Source organism: Rhodobacter viridis (assembly GCF_003217355.1).
GTDB classification, from domain to species: domain Bacteria; phylum Pseudomonadota; class Alphaproteobacteria; order Rhodobacterales; family Rhodobacteraceae; genus Rhodobacter; species Rhodobacter viridis.
Map to the genome: position 1 here is coordinate 24,684 of NZ_QJTK01000014.1, position 19,548 is coordinate 44,231.

18 protein-coding genes are annotated in these 19,548 nt (G+C 66.2%); 10 read left to right on the forward strand and 8 right to left on the reverse strand.

Going from position 1 to position 19,548, the window contains the following annotated elements; translation table 11 throughout:
- The 4 genes from C8J30_RS14845 to C8J30_RS14860 all read right to left on the reverse strand — a co-directional run bounded on the left by C8J30_RS14845 (nt 1) and on the right by C8J30_RS14860 (nt 4,057).
- Nucleotides 1-873 (reverse strand): F0F1 ATP synthase subunit gamma, encoded by an 873-nt coding sequence (locus tag C8J30_RS14845; protein ID WP_110806624.1) that lies wholly within the window; start codon nt 871-873, stop codon nt 1-3.
- Nucleotides 874-893: 20 nt separating this feature from the next.
- Complete coding sequence (atpA, locus tag C8J30_RS14850) at nt 894-2,423, reverse strand: F0F1 ATP synthase subunit alpha (RefSeq protein WP_110806625.1); 1,530 nt, start codon at nt 2,421-2,423, stop codon at nt 894-896.
- Entirely contained in the window at nt 2,423-2,983 is a 561-nt protein-coding gene (locus tag C8J30_RS14855) for a F0F1 ATP synthase subunit delta (protein ID WP_181420904.1), read from the reverse strand. The genes atpA and C8J30_RS14855 overlap by 1 nt, the downstream gene beginning before the upstream one ends.
- A 315-nt stretch (nt 2,984-3,298) precedes the next feature.
- Entirely contained in the window at nt 3,299-4,057 is a 759-nt protein-coding gene (locus C8J30_RS14860; protein ID WP_110806627.1) for a methyltransferase domain-containing protein, read from the reverse strand.
- Nucleotides 4,058-4,117: 60 nt separating this feature from the next.
- On the opposite strand from C8J30_RS14860, the gene gloB reads away from it, so the two are divergent.
- From gloB to rpsD, 4 genes are all read left to right on the forward strand, one after another.
- On the forward strand, nt 4,118-4,888 hold the full coding sequence (gene gloB / locus C8J30_RS14865) for a hydroxyacylglutathione hydrolase (RefSeq protein WP_110806628.1): 771 nt from the start codon (nt 4,118-4,120) through the stop codon (nt 4,886-4,888).
- Between the two features lie 175 nt (nt 4,889-5,063).
- The gene (gene clpA / locus C8J30_RS14870; RefSeq protein WP_110806629.1) at nt 5,064-7,385 is read left to right on the forward strand and encodes an ATP-dependent Clp protease ATP-binding subunit ClpA; all 2,322 of its coding nucleotides are present in this window, start codon (nt 5,064-5,066) and stop codon (nt 7,383-7,385) included.
- Nucleotides 7,386-7,525: 140 nt separating this feature from the next.
- On the forward strand, nt 7,526-8,530 hold the full coding sequence (locus C8J30_RS14875; protein ID WP_110806630.1) for a M23 family metallopeptidase: 1,005 nt from the start codon (nt 7,526-7,528) through the stop codon (nt 8,528-8,530).
- Nucleotides 8,531-8,717: 187 nt separating this feature from the next.
- The gene (rpsD, locus tag C8J30_RS14880) at nt 8,718-9,338 is read left to right on the forward strand and encodes a 30S ribosomal protein S4 (protein ID WP_110806631.1); all 621 of its coding nucleotides are present in this window, start codon (nt 8,718-8,720) and stop codon (nt 9,336-9,338) included.
- 100 nt (nt 9,339-9,438) lie between these two features.
- Here the strand turns inward: rpsD and C8J30_RS14885 are convergent, their stop codons facing one another.
- Nucleotides 9,439-9,834, reverse strand: coding sequence for a hypothetical protein (locus tag C8J30_RS14885; protein WP_146227929.1), 396 nt, complete (start codon nt 9,832-9,834; stop codon nt 9,439-9,441).
- Between the two features lie 229 nt (nt 9,835-10,063).
- Between C8J30_RS14885 and hisC the strand changes: the two genes are divergently transcribed.
- From hisC to C8J30_RS19100, 3 genes are read left to right on the forward strand one after another with little or no spacing between them, the layout of a single operon-like run.
- On the forward strand, nt 10,064-11,155 hold the full coding sequence (hisC, locus tag C8J30_RS14890; RefSeq protein ID WP_110806633.1) for a histidinol-phosphate transaminase: 1,092 nt from the start codon (nt 10,064-10,066) through the stop codon (nt 11,153-11,155).
- Entirely contained in the window at nt 11,152-12,081 is a 930-nt protein-coding gene (locus C8J30_RS14895) for a prephenate/arogenate dehydrogenase family protein (RefSeq protein ID WP_110806634.1), read from the forward strand. The genes hisC and C8J30_RS14895 overlap by 4 nt, the downstream gene beginning before the upstream one ends.
- Nucleotides 12,081-13,271 carry an extensin family protein gene (locus C8J30_RS19100; RefSeq protein ID WP_245909842.1) on the forward strand — a complete coding sequence of 397 codons (1,191 nt, stop codon included), beginning with the start codon at nt 12,081-12,083 and terminating at the stop codon, nt 13,269-13,271. The genes C8J30_RS14895 and C8J30_RS19100 overlap by 1 nt, the downstream gene beginning before the upstream one ends.
- Here the strand turns inward: C8J30_RS19100 and C8J30_RS14905 are convergent.
- Nucleotides 13,268-14,251, reverse strand: coding sequence for a DUF2125 domain-containing protein (locus tag C8J30_RS14905; RefSeq protein ID WP_110806635.1), 984 nt, complete (start codon nt 14,249-14,251; stop codon nt 13,268-13,270). The two genes, C8J30_RS19100 and C8J30_RS14905, sit on opposite strands and share 4 nt — an antisense overlap.
- Before the next feature lie 60 nt (nt 14,252-14,311).
- Between C8J30_RS14905 and C8J30_RS14910 the strand changes: the two genes are divergently transcribed.
- Genes C8J30_RS14910 through C8J30_RS14920 form a run of 3 tightly spaced genes read left to right on the forward strand, consistent with a single transcriptional unit; the run spans nt 14,312 to nt 17,379 of the window.
- Nucleotides 14,312-14,845, forward strand: a complete 534-nt coding sequence (locus C8J30_RS14910; protein ID WP_110806636.1) for a gamma-glutamylcyclotransferase — start codon at nt 14,312-14,314, stop codon at nt 14,843-14,845.
- Nucleotides 14,846-14,903: 58 nt separating this feature from the next.
- The gene (locus C8J30_RS14915; RefSeq protein ID WP_110806637.1) at nt 14,904-16,109 is read left to right on the forward strand and encodes a biopolymer transporter ExbB; all 1,206 of its coding nucleotides are present in this window, start codon (nt 14,904-14,906) and stop codon (nt 16,107-16,109) included.
- A gap of 1 nt (nt 16,110) precedes the next feature.
- Nucleotides 16,111-17,379 (forward strand): peptidoglycan -binding protein, encoded by a 1,269-nt coding sequence (locus C8J30_RS14920; protein ID WP_110806638.1) that lies wholly within the window; start codon nt 16,111-16,113, stop codon nt 17,377-17,379.
- Here C8J30_RS14920 and C8J30_RS14925 read toward each other — a convergent pair.
- Together C8J30_RS14925 and C8J30_RS14930 are read right to left on the reverse strand one after the other, a co-directional pair.
- On the reverse strand, nt 17,376-18,446 hold the full coding sequence (locus C8J30_RS14925) for a Hint domain-containing protein (RefSeq protein WP_110806639.1): 1,071 nt from the start codon (nt 18,444-18,446) through the stop codon (nt 17,376-17,378). The genes C8J30_RS14920 and C8J30_RS14925 overlap by 4 nt on opposite strands.
- A gap of 128 nt (nt 18,447-18,574) precedes the next feature.
- Nucleotides 18,575-19,495, reverse strand: a complete 921-nt coding sequence (locus tag C8J30_RS14930) for a lipid A-modifier LpxR family protein (RefSeq protein ID WP_110806640.1) — start codon at nt 19,493-19,495, stop codon at nt 18,575-18,577.
- Nucleotides 19,496-19,548 lie beyond the last annotated feature (53 nt).

Genomic DNA, 19,548 nt, shown 5'->3' on the forward strand with positions numbered 1-19,548 from the left:
TCAGAGCGCCTCGGCGCCCGAGATGATTTCGATGAGCTCTTTGGTGATGGCGGCCTGACGCGAACGGTTGAACTCGATGGTCAAACGATCGATCATGTCACCCGCGTTGCGGGTGGCGTTGTCCATGGCCGACATCTGCGCCCCGTTGAAGGACGCATTGTTTTCCAGCAGCGCGGCGAAGATCGCCGTGGCCACCGCACGCGGCAGAAGCGCGGTCAGGATTTCCTGATCGCCCGGTTCGTAGTCGTAGACCGCCGAGGCCGAAGCCGCTTCGGTTTCGAACTGCGCCGGGATCACCTGCTTGGCGGTCGGCACCTGGCTGATCACGCTCTCGAAGGTCGAGAAGAAGATCGTCGCGACATCGTATTCGCCCGCGTCGAAGCGGTCGAGGATGTTCTGGGCAATCTTCTGCGCCACCGGGTAGCTCAGCTTCTTCACTTCGCTCAGGTCGATGTGGTCGATGTAGTACTGGCCCAGATCGCGACGCAGGGCGTCGCGACCTTTCTTGCCGACGGTGAGGATCTTCACCGTCTTGCCGGCCGCCAGCAGTTCATTCGCCTTCGCCTTCGCGAGCTTCGCGATGTTGGCGTTGAAGCCGCCGCAAAGCCCGCGCTCGCCCGTCATGACGACGAGGAGATGGACCTTGTCGGAGCCCGTGCCAGCCAGCAGGCGGGGAGCGCCTTCGGTCGAGCCCACCGCAGAGGCAAGGCTCGACATCACGGCGTTCATCCGCTCGGCATAGGGCCGGGCAGCTTCGGCGCTTTCCTGGGCGCGGCGAAGTTTCGCCGCCGCGACCATCTGCATCGCTTTCGTGATCTTGCGAGTGTTCTTGACACTCACGATCCGGTTTTTGAGGTCCTTAAGGCTGGGCATCTCCCTGTCCTTTCAGGCCGTCAAGCGAAGGTCTTGGCGAACTCGGCGATCGCGTCTTTGAGCTTCTTCTCGGCGTCGCCCTTGATCTTGGGGTCTTCCTTGGTGAGCCACTCAAGCACGTCCTTGCGGGTCGAGCGCAGATAGGCCAGCAGGCCTTTCTCGAACCGGCCGACTTCTTTCACCGGAACGGTGTCGAGGAAGCCGTTCGTCCCCGCGAAGATCACCGCCACGATTTCGGCGTTGGTCAGCGGCGAGTATTGCGGCTGCTTCATCAGTTCGGTCAGGCGGGCACCGCGGTTCAGCAGCTTTTGCGTCGCGGCGTCGAGGTCCGAGCCGAACTGCGCAAAGGCGGCCATTTCGCGATACTGCGCGAGTTCCAGTTTCACCGGACCGGCAACCGATTTCATCGAGTTGGTCTGAGCCGACGAACCGACGCGCGACACCGAGAGACCGGTGTTCACGGCCGGGCGGATGCCCTGGTAGAACAGTTCGGTTTCAAGGAAGATCTGGCCGTCGGTGATCGAGATCACGTTGGTCGGGATGAAGGCCGACACGTCGCCGCCTTGGGTTTCGATGACCGGCAGAGCGGTCAGCGACCCGGCGCCGAAGTCTTCGTTCAGTTTCGCCGAACGTTCCAGCAGGCGCGAGTGGAGATAGAACACGTCGCCCGGATAGGCTTCACGCCCCGGCGGACGGCGCAGAAGCAGCGACATCTGACGGTAGGCCACGGCTTGCTTCGACAGGTCATCATAGATGATCAGGGCGTGCTTGCCGTTGTCGCGGAAGTATTCCGCCATCGCGGTCGCCGAATAGGGGGCGAGGAACTGCATCGGAGCCGGGTCCGAAGCGGTCGCGGCGACGACGGTGGTGTATTCCATCGCGCCGGCTTCTTCGAGTTTCTTCACCAGCTGGGCAACGGTCGAACGCTTCTGGCCGATGGCGACGTAGAAGCAGTGCAGCTTGTTGCCCGGGTTGGCGTCGTTGTACGACTTCTGGTTCAGAATGGTGTCGAGCGCGATCGCGGTCTTGCCGGTCTGACGGTCGCCGATGATCAGCTCGCGCTGGCCACGGCCGATCGGGATCATCGCGTCAACCGACTTGAGGCCGGTCGCCATCGGCTCGTGCACCGATTTCCGCGGAATGATGCCCGGGGCTTTGACGTCGGCGATGCGACGCTCTTTCGCCACGATCGGACCTTTGCCGTCGATCGGGTTGCCAAGACCATCGACGACGCGGCCGAGCAGGCCTTCGCCCGCCGGAACGTCCACGATCGAGTTGGTGCGCTTGACGGTGTCGCCTTCCTTGATGTCGCGGTCCGACCCGAAGATAACGATACCGACGTTGTCGACTTCGAGGTTCAGCGCCATCCCGCGGATGCCGCCGGGGAATTCGACCATTTCGCCCGCCTGGACGTTGTCGAGCCCGTGAACGCGCGCGATACCGTCACCGACCGAGAGCACACGGCCCACTTCGGCGACTTGGGCATCCTGCCCGAAGTTCTTGATCTGCTCCTTGAGGATCGCAGAGATTTCAGCAGCCTGGATGCCCATTATCCAACCTCTTTCATGGCGTTCTGGAGGGAAGCGAGTTTGGCTTTGACCGTGGTGTCGATCATGCGCGAACCCAGCTTGACGATCATGCCACCGATGAGGCTCTCATCGACGGCGACGTTCAGTTTGACGGTCTTGCCCGTCTGTTTCGCCAGCGTCGCCGCCAGCTTGTCGACCTGCGCCGTGGACAGCGCGGTAGCCGACGTGACGTCGGCGGTCATCTCGCCCTTGGCTTCGGCGATTGCGGCAGCGAGCCCGGCGAGGAGCTGCGGCAGCGCGAACAGCCGGCGTTTGCCCGCCATCAGCTTGAGCCCGTTGGCGAGCGGTGCCGACAGGCCCATCTTCGCGGCCACCGCGGCGATCGCGGCGCCTTGTTCGTCGCGGCTGTAGACCGGCGACGAAATCAGGTCACGCAGGTCCGCCGAAGCGGCCAGAGCCGCCGTCAGCGCATCCACGTCAGCCGAGAGCGCGTCGATGCCCTTGGCTTCCTGCGCGAGGTCGAAGATGGCCGTGGCATAACGCCCGGCAATGGCTGCGGAAATCGAAGCTGGTTCGGACACGTCCACCCTTCCGATGCTTTTGCCTCCGCACGCCGACGACCGAAACGTAACCGTTCCGTCACCGATTCAGAGGCCCCCCTCGGCGCCCAAGTATCTCCCGCGCGCCGCATTCGGGGTTGCGTCTAGCAGAGCATAAAGACCCTCGCAACCATCTTGGCGGCATGAATCTACATCAGGCTGGCACATTTTCTGCACAAGCACGGAGTGTTAGCGCAAAGGGTCGGACGCACCCGTTCTGCGTCCCCCAACCGCGGGACGAAGTGACGCGGAAACGCACATTTTCGCGATGGCGATTCTCTCGTGCGATCGGGGCGCTCAGGTGCGACCGACGACCGGCTTTGCTGCCCCTTCGAGGATCGAAAGCGGCTTGCGCACCGCCGCCCCCAGCCCGGTGCGGCGCGGCGAATGCACCTGCTTGATGACTTCCAGCATCACCACCCCCGCCGCAAGGTAGCCCGCCGCCCGTGTGCCGAGCCGCTCCCAGACCTCGGACGAGCGCAGCCAGAACCGCCGCTGCGAGGGCGGAATGTACAGCGCGGCCGCCTGACGCTCGGGGGCGAACCCCACCCTTCGTGCCTGCGCTTCAAGCTGACCCATCGTATAGGGGCGACCAAAGCCGAAAGGCGTGGTCTCGCGCGGGGCCCAAAGCCCGACCCGGTTCGGCACGATGAAGAGCGCCCGCCCCCCGGGGCCGAGCGCGCGCCAGCATTCGTCCATCAGCGCATCGGGGTCATCCGAGACTTCAAGCCCGTGCAGCACCACCAGCCGATCGATCATCCCGGTCTCGACCGGCCAGTTCGTTTCCGCGCACAGGACCGAGACATTCGGCTCGCCCGCGGGCCAGGGCATCACGCCCTGCTGCGCGGGCATCAGCCCGATCACCCGCCGCGCCTGCCCGAGGTAGGGCCGCAGCAGCGGCACCGCGAAACCATAGCCCGCCACCGTCAGCCCGGCCACGCCGGAGGGGGTGTTGGGCCACAGCTCCACCACCTTGTCGCGGATCGCCTTTTGCGCCGTGCGGCCAAGCTGGGTCCGGTAATAGAAATCACGCAGGTCGAGCACGTCGAGATGCATTGCAGGTTGGCCTTCCTTCGGCGAAGCTGGGTCAGGATAGCGAAAGATGCGCAAAAGACCATGACCCTCGAACTGATCCCGATCCCCTGTCTGAAAGACAATTACGCCTGGCTCTGGCACGATACCGCCACCGATACCGTCGTCGTGGTCGATGTCCCCGAGGCCACCCCGGTTCTGAACGCGCTGGCCGAACGGAACTGGCAGTTGCATCACATCCTGATCACGCATCACCATGCCGACCACATCGCGGGGGTCGAGGCCTTGGCACAGGCCACCGGGGCGAAAGTGGCGGGGGCGGCGGCCGATGCGCATCGCCTGCCGCCGCTCGATCATCCGGTGGCGCCCGGCGATGTCGTGCATCTGGGGATGGAGGCGGCGCAGGTTCTGGCGGCGGATGGCCATACGGTCGGGCATATCGCCTGGTATCTGCCGGGGGCGGGGCTGCTCTTTTCCGGCGACAGTCTGATGAGCTGGGGCTGCGGGCGGCTTTTCGAGGGCACGCCCGCGCAGATGTTCGACACGCTCGCCCGTCTGGCCGCCCTGCCCGCCGAAACGCTCGTCTGTTCGGGGCATGAATACACCGCCGCGAACGGCCGTTTCGCGCTCTCGCTCGAACCCGGCAACGGGCGGCTGCACGACCGGATGGACCGGGTGACGGCGCTGCGGCTGGCGGGTGAACCGAGCCTGCCGGTGCATCTGGGCGAGGAGTTGGCGACGAATCCCTTCCTGCGCAGCCATGACGCCGCGTTGCGTGCAGCACTTGGCATGGCCGAAGAGGCAAGCCCGCTTTCGGTCTTTACCGAGGCCCGCGCCCGCAAAGACAAGTTCTGAAAGCATTTTTGCACGGTGCCTGCGGATCGCGCGGAACCCTCACCCTTTGGTCAGATTTGCAACACAGCGTGGAGAGGTGGAAAAAACACGCAAGCGGGTCTTGAAGCGCGGCGAAATCCACCGAAACTTAATCACATGAGGCCAGTATCGGGAGACCCGAGGAAAGGAGCGCCGCATGCCTTCGTTTTCGACCACGCTCGAGCAAGCAATCCACGCCGCACTGGCGTTGGCAAACACGCGCAAGCATGAACTGGCCACGCTCGAACACCTCTTGCTCGCGCTGATCGACGAGCCCGATGCCAGCCGCGTGATGCGCGCCTGCGGCGTCGATCTCGACGAGTTGCGCCAGACGCTCACCGAATTCATCGATGATGATCTGTCGACCCTCATCACCGAGGTCGAGGGGTCCGAGGCCGTGCCGACCGCCGCCTTCCAGCGGGTGATCCAGCGCGCCGCGATCCATGTGCAAAGCTCGGGCCGGACCGAGGTGACGGGGGCCAACGTCCTGGTCGCGATCTTTGCGGAGCGGGAGTCGAACGCGGCCTTCTTCCTGCAAGAACAGGACATGACCCGCTACGACGCGGTCAACTTCATCGCCCATGGCGTGGCCAAGGACCCGGCCTTCGGCGAAAGCCGTCCGGTCGTCGGCGCCGAGGAAGAGACCGCCAAGGCCGAACCCGCGCAACCGGGCGAGGCGAAGGAATCCGCGCTTGGCAAATATTGCGTGAACCTGAACCAGAAATCGCAAAAGGGCGATATCGACCCGCTGATCGGCCGCGCCGAAGAGGTCGAGCGCTGCATTCAGGTGCTCTGCCGCCGCCGCAAGAACAACCCGCTTCTGGTGGGCGATCCGGGTGTCGGCAAGACCGCCATCGCCGAAGGTCTGGCGCTGAAGATCACCCGCGGCGAGACGCCCGACATTCTGGCGCGCTCGACGATCTATTCGCTCGACATGGGCGCGCTCTTGGCCGGCACGCGCTATCGCGGCGATTTCGAAGAACGGCTGAAAGCGGTGATGAAGGAGCTCGAGGAACATCCCGACGCGATCCTCTTCATCGACGAGATCCACACCGTGATCGGCGCCGGGGCGACCTCGGGCGGGGCGATGGACGCGTCGAACCTGCTCAAACCCGCGCTGCAGGGCGGCAAGCTGCGCTGCATGGGCTCGACCACCTACAAGGAATTCCGTCAGCACTTCGAAAAGGACCGCGCGCTGAGCCGCCGGTTCCAGAAGATCGACGTGAACGAACCCTCGGTCGGCGACAGCATCAAGATCCTGATGGGGCTGAAACCCTATTTCGAGGAACATCACGACGTGCGCTACACCAACGACGCGATCAAGTCGGCGGTGGAACTGGCGGCGCGCTACATCCATGACCGCAAGCTGCCCGACAAGGCGATCGACGTGATCGACGAGGCGGGGGCGGCGCAGCACCTGCTGCCCGAAAGCAAGAAGCGCAAGACTTTGGGCGCCAAGGAGATCGAGGCCGTCGTGGCGAAGATCGCCCGCATCCCCCCGAAGAGCGTGTCGAAAGACGATGCCGCGATCCTGCGCGATTTGGAAAAGACGCTCAAGCGCGTGGTCTTCGGTCAGGACAAGGCGATCGAGACGCTGGCCTCGGCGATCAAGCTCGCCCGGGCCGGTCTGCGCGAACCGGAAAAACCGATCGGCAACTATCTGTTCGCGGGTCCGACCGGCGTCGGCAAGACCGAGGTGGCGAAACAGCTGGCCAACACGCTCGGCGTGGAACTTTTGCGCTTCGACATGTCGGAATACATGGAGAAACACGCGGTTTCGCGGCTGATCGGTGCGCCTCCGGGTTATGTCGGCTTCGATCAGGGCGGGCTTTTGACCGATGGTGTCGATCAGCATCCGCATTGCGTGCTGCTGCTCGATGAAATCGAAAAGGCGCATTCGGACGTGTTCAACATCCTGCTGCAGGTGATGGACCACGGCAAGCTGACCGACCACAATGGTCGTCAGGTCGATTTCCGCAACGTGATCCTGATCATGACCTCGAACGCGGGCGCGGCCGAACAGGCGAAATCGGCGATCGGTTTTGGCCGCGAGCGCCGCGAGGGCGAGGATACGGCGGCGATCGAACGCACCTTCACCCCGGAATTCCGCAACCGTCTGGATGCGGTGGTCAGCTTCGCGCCGCTGCCGCGCGACACGATCCTGCAGGTGGTGGACAAGTTCGTGCTGCAACTCGAAGCGCAACTGATCGATCGCAACGTGCATATCGAGCTGACGCCCGAAGCCGCCGAATGGCTGGCGGTCAAGGGCTACGACGACAAGATGGGCGCACGTCCGCTGGGCCGGGTCATTCAGGAGCACATCAAGAAGCCTCTGGCGGAAGAACTGCTGTTCGGCCGCCTGATCAAGGGCGGGGTGGTCCGGGTGACGGTGCGCGACGATGCGATCGCGCTCGATGTCGAAGAGCCCGGCAAACCGCGCCTTGCGGGGGCGAAACCCCGGCTTCTGCCCGCGGGTTGAGCTTCGGCCGCGGCGGGTCGGCGCTGACGGTCACATGCGCAGGAGCGCGCCCAATGGCGCGTGACCGGGCCAATATCGCTGTGCTACGCTTTTCAGGCGCTCCCTCGGGGGCGCCTGTTCTGTTTTGCGGGGATATTGCGATGCCTCTGGTCTCTCTTCGCCAGTCTGACCGCCGCGCCGTCTTTCTGGTGCTCTCCCTTGGCCTCACCGCCCTGCCCGGCGCGGTCCGGGCGCAGGACATCGTCCTGAAACAACCGATCGCCTGCACCTTGGGCGAGACCTGTTACATCCAGCATTACGTCGATCACGACCCCGGCCCGGAGGTGCGCGATTTCGGCTGTGGCACTGCGACCTATCAGGGCCATGACGGCACCGACTTCGCCCTGCCAACCCTCGCCGCGATGCAGGCGGGCGTCGATGTTCTGGCTGCCGCCCCCGGCCGTGTCCGGGCTGTCCGCGATGGCGAAGCCGATGGCGCCTTTGCCGCCGGGGTCAAGGTCGACGACAAGGAATGCGGCAATGGCGTGCTGATCGACCATGGCGGCGGCTGGCAGACCCAGTATTGCCACCTGAAGAACGGCTCGGTCGCGGTGAAGCCGGGCATGAAGATCGCTGCCGGCACGAAGCTTGGTCAGGTCGGCATGTCCGGCAAGGCCGAATTCCCGCATCTGCATCTGGCCGTGCGCCATGATGGCGCCGATCTTGACCCGTTCCAACCCGACACCGCGGCCGCCTGCGGCCCCGCTCCGACCCGCACGCTCTGGCAGACCCCGCCCGCCTATGTCGGCGGCGGCCTGTTGCAGGCCGCGCTGACCGACACTCCGCCGAGCTTCGAGGCGGTCAAAGCAGGTTTACTTGCACAAGACACGCTTCCGGCCAATGCCTCGGCGCTCGTGCTCTGGCTTTACGGCTATGACAGCCGCAAGGGCGACGTGGTGACGATGACGATCACCGGCCCCGGGGGCTTTACCTTCGCGCATGACGAGGTGCTGGAAAAACCGCAGGCGCTGTTTTTCCGCTATGCGGGCAAGCGCGCGCCCGCGGGCGGTTTCGCCCCCGGCGGGTATACTGCCACCGTCACTCAAAGCCGCGACGGCACCGAAATCAGCCGCAAGGAGGTTTTCGTAACCGTCACCGCGCCCTGAGCGGCGAAAGCCGCCCGCGGGGCGTTGACTCTGCGCCCGCCCCCTGTATAAGCCCCCCATCCCGGCAGCGGCGACGCTTGCCGGGGCTTTCATTGGTGTTGGTGGACCCCGCAAGGGGAAGCCTGTCGCCCGAACCGCAAGGGGAGGGAAAGGACAACGCCCTTCACAGTCAAGAAGGAGATCAGCGATGACCAAACGCACCGCTGCCAAGTACAAAATCGACCGCCGCATGGGCGAGAACATCTGGGGCCGCGCCAAGTCGCCGCTGAACAAGCGTGACTACGGTCCGGGCCAGCACGGCCAGCGCCGCAAGAACAAGCTGTCGGACTTCGGGACCCAGCTGCGCGCCAAGCAAAAACTCAAAGGCTACTACGGCGATCTGACCGAGAAGCAATTCCGCAAGATCTACGGCGAAGCCGAACGCGTCAAGGGCGACACCGGTGAAAACCTGATCGGTCTGCTCGAGCGCCGTCTGGACGCGATCGTCTACCGCGCCAAGTTCGTTCCGACGATCTTCGCAGCGCGTCAGTTCGTGAACCACGGCCACGTCACCGTCAACGGCGCCCGCGTCAACATCGCGTCGTACCGCGTCAAGGAAGGCGACGTGATCGCCGTTCGTGACCGTTCGAAGCAACTGGCGATCGTCCTCGAAGCCGCCCAGTCGGGCGAGCGCGACGTGCCGGATTACCTCGAAGTCGACCACTCGAAAATGACCGCGACCTTCGTGCGCACCCCGGGCCTGAGCGACGTGCCCTATCCGGTGCACATGGAACCGAACCTGGTCGTCGAATTCTACGCGAAGAACTGATCCGGTTCTTTGCCTCCCAAACGAAAGGCCGCCCTTCGGGGCGGCCTTTTGCTTTGCCTGGCGTGTTGCGGAGCGGGCGGTGCCCCCGCCCCTGAGGAGGTCAGCCGCCCAGATGGATCTTGCGCAGGAAGGCGCTGCCCGCCGAATAGTCGCCGGGACGCAGGTAGGTGGCGTAGGAGCCCTCGGCCAGCGCCTCGAGATAGGTTTGCATCGAGCGGGTGGTTTTCAGCTTCGGATGCACGCGATCGCCGGAATTCAGCGCGATCGTTTCGACCGACCGCAGCACTGCACGCTCGGTCGCGGCACTCCAATCCCCGGTGGGATCGGCAAGGTAGAGATCGACCTCGGCCAATTCCGACTGGATGGCGACACGGGTATCGATCGGAAGCGCGTGGAACGCGGCGCCAAGATCCCCAGCCAAAGCCGCAGATCCGAGACCCGAGCCGAAGAGGCAGCAGACACTGGCAAACAGGACAGCACGAGAGGGGTGTTTCATCAGGACCTTCCAACTTTTACCAACCGTCATCCCATCGGGCCGAAATGTGGCACCAAACGGCGGCTGCGACGGCAATATGGGGCGGATGTTCTAAAAATTTCCTAAAATTTGATCTGCAGGTTGCGGTCTGACGGCATCACTGCCGCAGTCACGCCGATTTCGGGCCGAAACAGCGCTTCCCATGCGGCTTTCCCCCGGCTATTGAGGCATCCAGGACAAGGACCTCAGCATGACAGACCCGATCCGCCCCCAGCCCGGCATCCTCGACATCGCCCTTTACGAAGGTGGCGCCTCGCATGTGGCCGGCGTCAGCGATGCGATCAAGCTCAGCTCGAACGAGAACCCGCATGGCGCCTCGGACCGCGCCAAGGAGGCGTTCTCGCGCACGGTGCACAAGCTGCACCGCTATCCCTCGACCGATCACGCCGCCCTGCGTCAGGCGATCGGCGATGTGCACGGGCTTGATCCGTCGCGCATCATCTGCGGCGTCGGTTCGGATGAAATCATCCGCATGATCGTCAACGCCTATGCCGGGCCGAAGGACGAGGTGGTGCACAGCGAACACGGGTTCCTGATGTATCGCATCGCCGCGCTGGGTGCGGGGGCGACGCCGGTCTCGGTGCCCGAGCGCGAACGCACGCTGGATGTGGATGCGATCCTGAAGGCGTGCGGCAAGAAGACGAAGCTCGTCTTCATCGCCAACCCGAACAACCCGACCGGCACGATGGTCGGGCTGGCGGAACTTGAACGGCTTGCGATGGGGATTCCGAAACAGGCGATGCTGATCATCGACAGCGCCTATGCGGAATATGTCGAGGGCTATGACGGCGGTGCCGAACTGGCCTCGCGGCTGCCCAACGTGATGATGACGCGCACCTTTTCCAAGATCTACGGTCTGGGCGGGCTGCGCATCGGCTGGGGTTACGGCCCGAAGGACATCATCGATGTGCTGAACCGCATCCGCGATCCGTTCAACCTGTCGACTTCGCAGCTGGAAACGGCCGAGGCGGCGGTGCGCGATCAGGATTGGGTTTCCCAGTCGCGGTCGGAAAACGCCCGGCTGCGGCATTGGCTGTCGGGAGCTCTGGCCGAGCGCGGCGTGCCGAATGACACGTCGATGGCGAATTTCGTGCTGGCGCGGTTCGGCTCGGAAGCCGAGGCCGAGGCCTGCGACGACTTCCTGAAAAAGGACGGGCTGATCGTGCGACGCGTGGCCAGCTATGGCCTGCCGCATTGCCTGCGCATCACCGTGGGTGACGAGCCCTCATGCCGGCGCGTGGCGCATATGATCGGCCTGTTCAAGGCGGGCGCCTCGGCATGACACACTACAAGCGCGTCGCCCTGATCGGGCTGGGGCTGATTGCCTCCTCGATGGCGCATGCGATGCGCGAAAAGGGTCTGGCGGGCGAGATCATCGGCCATGCGAAATCGGCCGAGACCCGGGCGACGGCGCTGGAAATCGGCATCTGCGACCGGGTTTTCGACACCGCTGCCGAAGCGGTCGAGGGCGCCGATCTGGTGGTGCTTTGCGTGCCGGTCGGCGCGATGGCGGCAATTGCCGCCGAGATCGCGCCGCATCTGGCGCCGGGGGCCACCGTGACCGATGTCGGCTCGGTCAAGCAGGCAGTGGTCGAAGCCGTGGCGCCGCACATGCCCGAGCATGCGCAGTTCATTCCCGGCCACCCGCTGGCGGGCACCGAACATTCCGGGCCGCGCTCGGGCTTTGCGACGCTTTTTGTCAACCGCTGGTGGCTGCTGACGCCGCTCGAGGGCAACGACCCGGCCGCCGTGGCCCGGCTGAAAGCCTTCCTGACCGCGCTTGGCGCCAATGTCGACGAGATGGAGGTGGCCCGGCACGATCTGGTGCTGGCCGTCGTCTCGCATACGCCGCACCTGATCGCCTATACGATGGTGGGTGTGGCCGACCACCTGCGCCGGGTGACGCAGGAAGAGGTGATCAAATATTCCGCCTCGGGCTTTCGCGATTTCACCCGGATCGCGGCCTCGGACCCGACGATGTGGCGCGACGTGTTCCTGACCAACAAGGAAGCGACGCTCGATATTCTGGGCCGCTTCACCGAGGAACTGTTCATGCTGCAACGCGCCATCCGCATGGGTGACGGGCAGATGCTGTTTGACTATTTCACCGAGACCCGCGCGATCCGCCGCGGCATCATCGAGGCCGGTCAGGACACCGCCGCCCCCGACTTCGGCCGCGTGCCGCCCCCCAAGGCGGAGACACGCTGATGCGCGCGACACGGAGCCTTGCGCTGGCGCTGATCTTGGCGCTGGCGTCTGGACCCGTTCCCGCCGAAAGCCTGAAAAGCTCTCCGCTGCCCCTGCCCCGCCCAAAATCGGCCGCGACGACGACACCGCAGCCCGAAGCGCCAAAGGCGACACCGGGCGGGGTCGCTTTGCCCACAAGCTCCGGGCAATCGCCGATCGGCACGCCCGAGGCGCGCGCGGCCGAAACGGCCCCCACCTCCGATCCGGCTCTGGCAGGCTTTCGCCCGCATCCGCGCCCCGCATCGATCGCGGCCAGCGCGCCGACAGACAGCCTGCCGCCCCCCGCCGATCCGCGTCTGGCCAAGGCGCATCCGAAACCCCGCCCCGAGGGGCTGGTGACGCTGCCGCCCACGGAGGCCGCCCCCGGTCCCGCCCCCAAGGCGGACCCGCGGCTGGCGGGCTACCGTCCGAAACCGCGCCCCGAGGCGCTTGAAATTCAACGCCCCGCCGAAAGCGAGGAAGCCGCCGCGCAACCGATCGTTCCGATCGTGCCCGAGGAACCGGTCGAGCCCGTGGCGCAGAAACCGCCGCCGGGCGGGGTGCTGTCGCGGCTGTTCGGATCGCGCAAGCGCAACGTGCCCAAACCCGAGGTTCAGGCCACGGCCCCCGCCCCCGAGCAGAGCCTGCGCGGCTCGGTCTGCGGCGTGCCCGGCCTGATCGGGCAGGAAGTGCCGCCGATCGGCAATGGCGGACGCGGCTCGGGCTGCGGCATCGCCGAACCGGTGCGGATCACCTCGGTCTCGGGCATCAAGCTGACACAGCCGATGACCGTCGATTGCCAGACCGCCACCAGCTTCAAGCGCTGGGTCGATCGCGGCATCGTTCCGGCGGTGGGCGGCAAGGGCGGCGGCATCGCGAAACTCGATGTCGGGCCGGGCTATGTCTGCCGTCCGCGCAATGGCGTGCGCGGGGCGAAACTGTCAGAGCACGGCCATGGCAAGGCGATCGACCTGATGGGGCTGGTGCTGCGCAACGGCCAGAGCCTTGACGTGCTCAAGGGCTGGAGAAGCCAGCCGCGGCTGTTCAAGTCGATTCACGCCTCGGCCTGTGGGCTTTTCGGCACGGTGCTGGGGCCCAGGGCCGACCGCTACCACCAGAACCACATCCATGTGGACACGATCCACTACCGCTCGGGCACCTACTGCCGTTAACGCAGTCGCGGCGCGGGGCCAAGCGGCAGCGCGGCAAGGCTCATCCGGCCGTTGGCAAAGCTGAGCGGCAGTTGCACCGACCCGTCGGGGCTTTGCTTCGACAGATAGTCGCCCATCGCCGCCAGCATCGCCTTGCGCTCGGGCGGAACCAGCCCCGCGGCCAGACCGAGATCGAGCCAGACCGGAAAATCGCTGAGCGCGATCGTCAGCGTGCCCTCGGGCGTGCCCTCGGCGTCAACCGTCAGATGGCCGGAAACGCTGATCCGATGCCCGCCCCAGACCAGCTCGGCCCGGCGCAGATCAAGCGCGCTCACGGCCACCGGCGCGGGGGACAGCAGCACCAGAGGCTGCGCAAGTCCCACCCCCGCGTCGAGCGAAACTTGCTCCAACAGATCCGGCAGAGGCCGCTCCAGCCCGGCCTGACGGCTGAGGCTCGCGGCCAGACCGGGCGGCAGCGCAGCCCCGACGATCGCGCCCGCGAGCGTGTAAGTCTGCGGGTCCTCCGTCGGTCGCAGCGCCAGATCGACACTTTCGGCGGCGAGCGAGGGGGCCTTGGCCGCCTCCAGCTGCAGCGCCGGGGCCTGCATCCGCAGCGTCACCCCGGCCAGCGGCAGATCGGGCGCCGGGGCGGCCGCAACCGTCAGCGCCGCCGCCGTGCCCGTCAGGGCGAAGGGCAGGCCCTGCACCTCGACCCGTTGCGGCAAGGGCAGATCGAGCGTCCAGGCCAGCGGGTTCCAGACCGGCGCGGTGATCGTCGCCCGCTCGAGCGCCACGACCCGCATACCCGCATTCGCCCCCCAGGGCGCGTCCAGTTGCACGCCGATCCGGGCCGGAAAGCCGGTCGCCGTCACTTGCGCCGCCCCCGCGGCATCGGACCCGTCCAGCGCCCCGCGCAGCCAAAGCGCCATCCCCTGCCCCGCGCCCCAGTCGACCAGCCCCAGCCCACCTGCCAGAACCACAGCCCAAACCCGCCCCCGCATCGCAGCCCCTTCCCAAACCCCGACCTTCCTTTTATCCCCCGTCCGAAAGGAGGGCCAGCCATGCCCGAGGCGCTTTGGATTTTCGGCTACGGATCGCTGATCTGGGACCCGGGTTTCGCCCCGGCCGAGACGGCTGCGGCGCGGCTCGACGGCTGGCACCGCAGCTTCTGCATGCATTCGATCCATTTCCGCGGCACGCCCGAGGCGCCGGGTCTGGTGCTGGCGCTCGACGCGGCCGAGGGCGCGCAGTGCAAGGGCCTTGCCCTGCGCGTGGCCGAGGCCGAGGCGGACCGCGTTCTGGCCGAGATCCGCGCCCGCGAACTGGTGTCCGACGCCTATCTGGAACGCAGGCTGCCGGTGACGCTTGCCGACGGGCGGCAGGTCACCGCGATCACCTACGTCATCGACCGCGCCGGACCGCAATATTGCGCCCTCGATTTCGAGACTCAGGCGCGGACCATCGCCCATGCCGTGGGCGCGCGCGGGCCGAACCGCGATTACCTGTTCAACACCGCCGCGCATCTGACCGATCTGGGACTGGCCGATCCCGATCTGGAAGCGCTGGCTGCACGGGTGCGTGCGCTTCTGGCTTGAGGCTTGGCAGGGGGGCCAACGCGGCATATCCTCGCAGCAACGAGCAGAGAGGCAGAACATGCGCGCACCGGTCCGGGTCCAAGCCCCGCAGTTTTCGCAACCCGTCCGACAGATCGTCTCGATGCTGGTCGTGCTGGCGCTTGTCGGCGCGGGAGGGTTTCTGGCCTATGCCCGCATCTACCCGATCTTCCAGACCAATCCGCTGCTGAATGGGCTCATTGGCGGGGTCTTCGTGCTCGGCGTTCTGGGCTGTTTCTGGCAGGTGGTGCAGCTGGTGAAAGCGGTCAGCTGGATCGAAAGCTTCGCCGCCGACCGCCCCGGCCGGCCGATGTATCGCCCGCCGCAGATGCTGGTGCCCTTGGCGGCCCTTCTGGGCCGCGGTGGCGCGAGCCGCACCATCGCCACGACCGCCGCCCGCTCGATCCTTGAATCGGTGGCCGCGCGGATCGACGAGGCCCGCGACATCACCCGCTATCTCTCGAACCTGCTGATCTTCCTTGGCCTGCTTGGCACCTTCTACGGCCTTGCCACCACCGTCCCGGGCGTCGTCGACACGATCCGCGCCCTTGCCCCGCAAGAGGGCGAAGCGGCCACCGCCGTCTTTTCGCGGCTGATGTCGGGGCTTGAGGGCCAGCTGGGCGGCATGGGCACGGCCTTTTCCTCGTCGCTGCTCGGTCTTGCCGGATCGCTGGTCGTCGGACTTCTCGAACTTTTCGCCACGCATGGGCAGAACCGCTTCTATGGCGAGCTGGAGGACTGGATTTCCTCGATCACCCGGCTTTCCTTTGCCGCGGCCGAGGTCGAAGGTGCGGGCGAGGCTTCGGCCGTGGCCGGGGTGCTTGACCACATGGCCGAGCAGATGGATGCGTTGCAGACGCTCTTCATCCGGGCCGAACAGGCCCGCGGGCAGACCGAGACGCGGCTCGCGCAGCTGACACAAGGGTTTGGCGATCTGTCGCTCAAACTCGGCGCCGAACTCGACGCACGGGCGGCGCAGGCGCTGGCGCTCTCGCGCATGGCCGAGGGACAGGAACGGCTGATCGCGGCGCTCGACCGGATGGCCGCACAGGCCGCGGCAGAACGCGACGCCGATCTGGATGTCGATGCCGAAATGCGGATGCGGCTGCGCTCGATCGACATGCAGATGTCGCGGATGCTGGAAGAAATGTCCGCCGGACGGCAGGAAAGCATGGCCGATCTGCGCAACGATTTCGCGGCGCTGACGCGCGCGATCATGGCCCGCGCCCGCGGCGGGGAGGGCTGAGATGGCGCTCTCGGGCCGTCGCGGGCAGCGCTTCACCACCACCAACGTCTGGCCGGGCTTCGTCGATGCGATGGGCGCCCTGCTGATGGTGCTGATCTTCGTGCTGTCGATCTTCATGATGGTGCAGTCGATGCTGCGCGACACGATCACGACGAAGGACCACGAGCTGGACGCACTGTCGGCGCAGGTCGCCGGGCTGGCGCAGGCGCTGTCGCTGGAACAGGCGAAGACCGAGACCCTGACCGGACGGCTGGATGCCGCGGGCGCGCGGATCACCGCCTTCGAGGCGCAGGTGGCGGGGCTTCTGGCCGACAAGGCGGCGCAGGAGGCGACGATTTCCAGCCTGCAGGGCAATCTGAAGACCTCGGACGAGGCCTTGGCGGCGGCCCGGTTGCAGCTTGAGGAAGCGCGCAAAAAGGCCGAGGAAACCCTGACGCTTCTGGCCGCGGCCGAGGCGGCAAAGAAGGATCTGCAGGGCAAGCTCGATGTGCAGCTGAGCGAGGCCGAAAAACAGGCGGCGCTGAAGGCCGTGGCGGAAAAGACCCTGACCGAGACGCGGGCCGAAGGCGATCGCAAGGCGGAACAGGTGGCGCTGCTCAACCAGCAGGTGGCGGCTTTGCGCACGCAACTGGCGGATCTGCAGGCGGTTCTGGATGCGGCCAAGGCCAAGGATGCCGACGCCAAGGTGCAGGTCGAGGCGCTGGGAAGCCAGCTCAATTCGGCCTTGGCGCAAGTGGCGGCGGAACAGAAACGCCGCGCCGCGCTGGAGGAAGAGGCCCGCAAGAAGGCCGAGGCCGAGGCGAAGGATCTGGCCCGGTATCGCTCCGAATTCTTCGGTCGGATGTCGCAACTGCTGGACGGGCGCGCGGGGGTGCGGGTCGTCGGCGATCGCTTCGTCTTTTCCTCCGAAGTGCTTTTCGAGCTGGGCTCGGCCGATCTTTCGCCCGAGGGGCAGGCGCAGATTTCGCGCGTGGCCGAGACCTTCCGCGAGCTGGCCGCCGAGATCCCGCCCGAGATCGACTGGGTGCTGGAGGTGGACGGTTTCACCGATGACACGCCGCTCTCGGGTCAGGGCGCGTTCAAGGACAACTGGCAGCTGTCGCAGGCCCGGGCGCTCTCGGTGGTGAAATATCTGATCGACGCGCAGGGCTTCGCGCCGAAACGGCTGGCGGCGGCGGGCTTTGGCGAATTCCGCCCGGTGGCCGTGGGCAACAGCGCCGAAGCGCGGGCGCAAAACCGCCGGATCGAGTTGAAGCTGACCGAGCGTTAAGCCGCCAGATCGTGGCGCAGGATCGCCGCTTCCGAGGCGCTCAGAATGCGCCGCGCGAACGGCCCGTAGCGCATCGGATCGGCGTCAATCCCGGGCAGAAGCCGCAGCAGCGCCCGCCGCTGATCCTCGGCGATGCCCTCGATCTCGGTCGCGGCGGGGTGGAAGCTTTCGGTCTCGACCCCGTTCGCGCGCAGCACCTGATGGCGCTCGAACAGCAGATGCAGATAGGTGACCTCGGGCAGGGTCGTCTCGACCCGGACGGACGTGCCATTCACCAGATCGATTGCCTGAACCAGCACCTCGGGCTCGTTGAACAGCGCCCGCGCGGCGCGGCCCGTCACCAAAAGCCGATGCTGCGGCGAAACGCGCAACTCGCCTCCTGATTGCAGAAACCCGAACGCCCCCGCCCGCAACCGCACCGGACGCAAATGTGGCAGCGCATAAAGCCGGGCCCCGCTCATCCGCCGCGAGCCGATCCAAAGCAGCTCCTGCGCGCCCTCGTCGCGGGTCCAGACCCGGTCGCCGGGCCGCAGCGCCTCGACCGGGCGCGGCCCGCGCGGCGTGTCGATCAGCGTGCCCGGCGTGAAACAGATGACCCCGGGTTCGGGCAAGCGCTGGCTCTCGGGGCGCAGATCGACGTTGCTTTCGACCAGCCACAGATCGGTGTCGCGCGGGGGCATGCGGCCTGCAAACATCAACAGACGCGCCCGCGCTTCGGGCAGTTCGACCAGCGTGATGACATAGGAGGCGATGCCGTCGGTCACGGTAAAGCTTTGATCCGGAAGGTCGGGCAGATCTGCCGCGGCGCGAAAGGCGGCACTGCCACCGCCGTCGACCGCCACGCCCAGAAGTCGGCGCACCACCCGCGCCGCGCGCTGGCGCAGCGCCTCGCTGCCCTCGGCCCCGCTCAGGATCAGAACGTCGCTTGGCCCATCGACCCGGACCGCGTCACCGGTCCAGCGCCAACACGCCCCGGTGGAAAGGCTTGAGACCGGAGCGCCGAAAGCGCCATCGATCTCTGTCTGGACCCACGATATGACGAAGGTGCCCAGATAGCCCGGCTTCATTGCCTGTATGTCCTGCCTCGAAGTATGGACCCTTCGGTCCTTGATTAAGGCAAACCTAACACGGGTGATTCGGCTTGTGAATCCCCTTTGATCCAGATCAAGAAAAAGACAACTTCAGGCTGAATTTTTCAGAATTTCATCCGCAACCGGATCGAGCCGACAAATTGCCCCTCGGGCTGACCGACGAACTCGCGCGAGAGCCAGGTGACGCCGTAAAAGACCCCCACCCGACCAAGCCGCGTGGAAAGGCCCGCGCGCAGACGGGTGCGGGTCGGCTCGGGCTGGACATCCCAGCCCCCCGGCAGATAGGCGCTGTCGACGACATGCGCGATATCGGCCCCGACGACGAACGACGTGCCCTCGCCCCCGGTGCCGGAAATGCCGACATAGCGCTGCCCGGTCACCTCGTCGCGCAGCCACAGCGCCCCGGTCTCGCGCTCGCCAAAGGCCAGATCGGCACCGACGCGCAGCAGGCTTTCATCCCCGGCCCGGGCTTCGGCAAAGGGGCGCACCTCGGCCCGCCCCAGGGCCACGGGCCGCGCGATTTCGCCGCTGATCACCGGATAAAGATGGTTGGGCAGCTGGCTGTCGGCGGCGCGGGGGCTGGGCTGGTTCAGCCAGTCGTGCAGATCGCCCTGCAACTCGGAAATCCCGTTCGCCGGGCCGGTCCAGACCAGACCGAAGCCCAGATCCGCCTCGGTCGTGGCGGTGGGGGCAAAGGGCGTGTGGATCGCATAGCTCGCCTTGCCGACATAGCGCCGATCGCCGTGCAGGCTTTGCAGCCGCGACGGCGCGATCACCGCGCCGCTCAGCCGGTATTCGAGGATCTCGAAGGGACGCCCGGGCAACGTGCCATTCCACCCCGGGCCGCGCAGCCAGGACATCGCGTAAGATCCGGTCTGCCAGCGGTCCTTGCCATCGCCCAGCAGGTCGTTGTTCAGGAAATGCCCAAAGCCCAGCGCCCGTGAGGCCGGGCTTTCCGCCTGAACGGTCGCGGGAAGGGCCAGAAGGCCGCAAAGGGCCAGAACGAGCGAAATCAGGCGCGGCATGGTTTCCTGTCGGTCGAAGACGTTTCGGTAGGGTCACATTAACCACGCCTTCG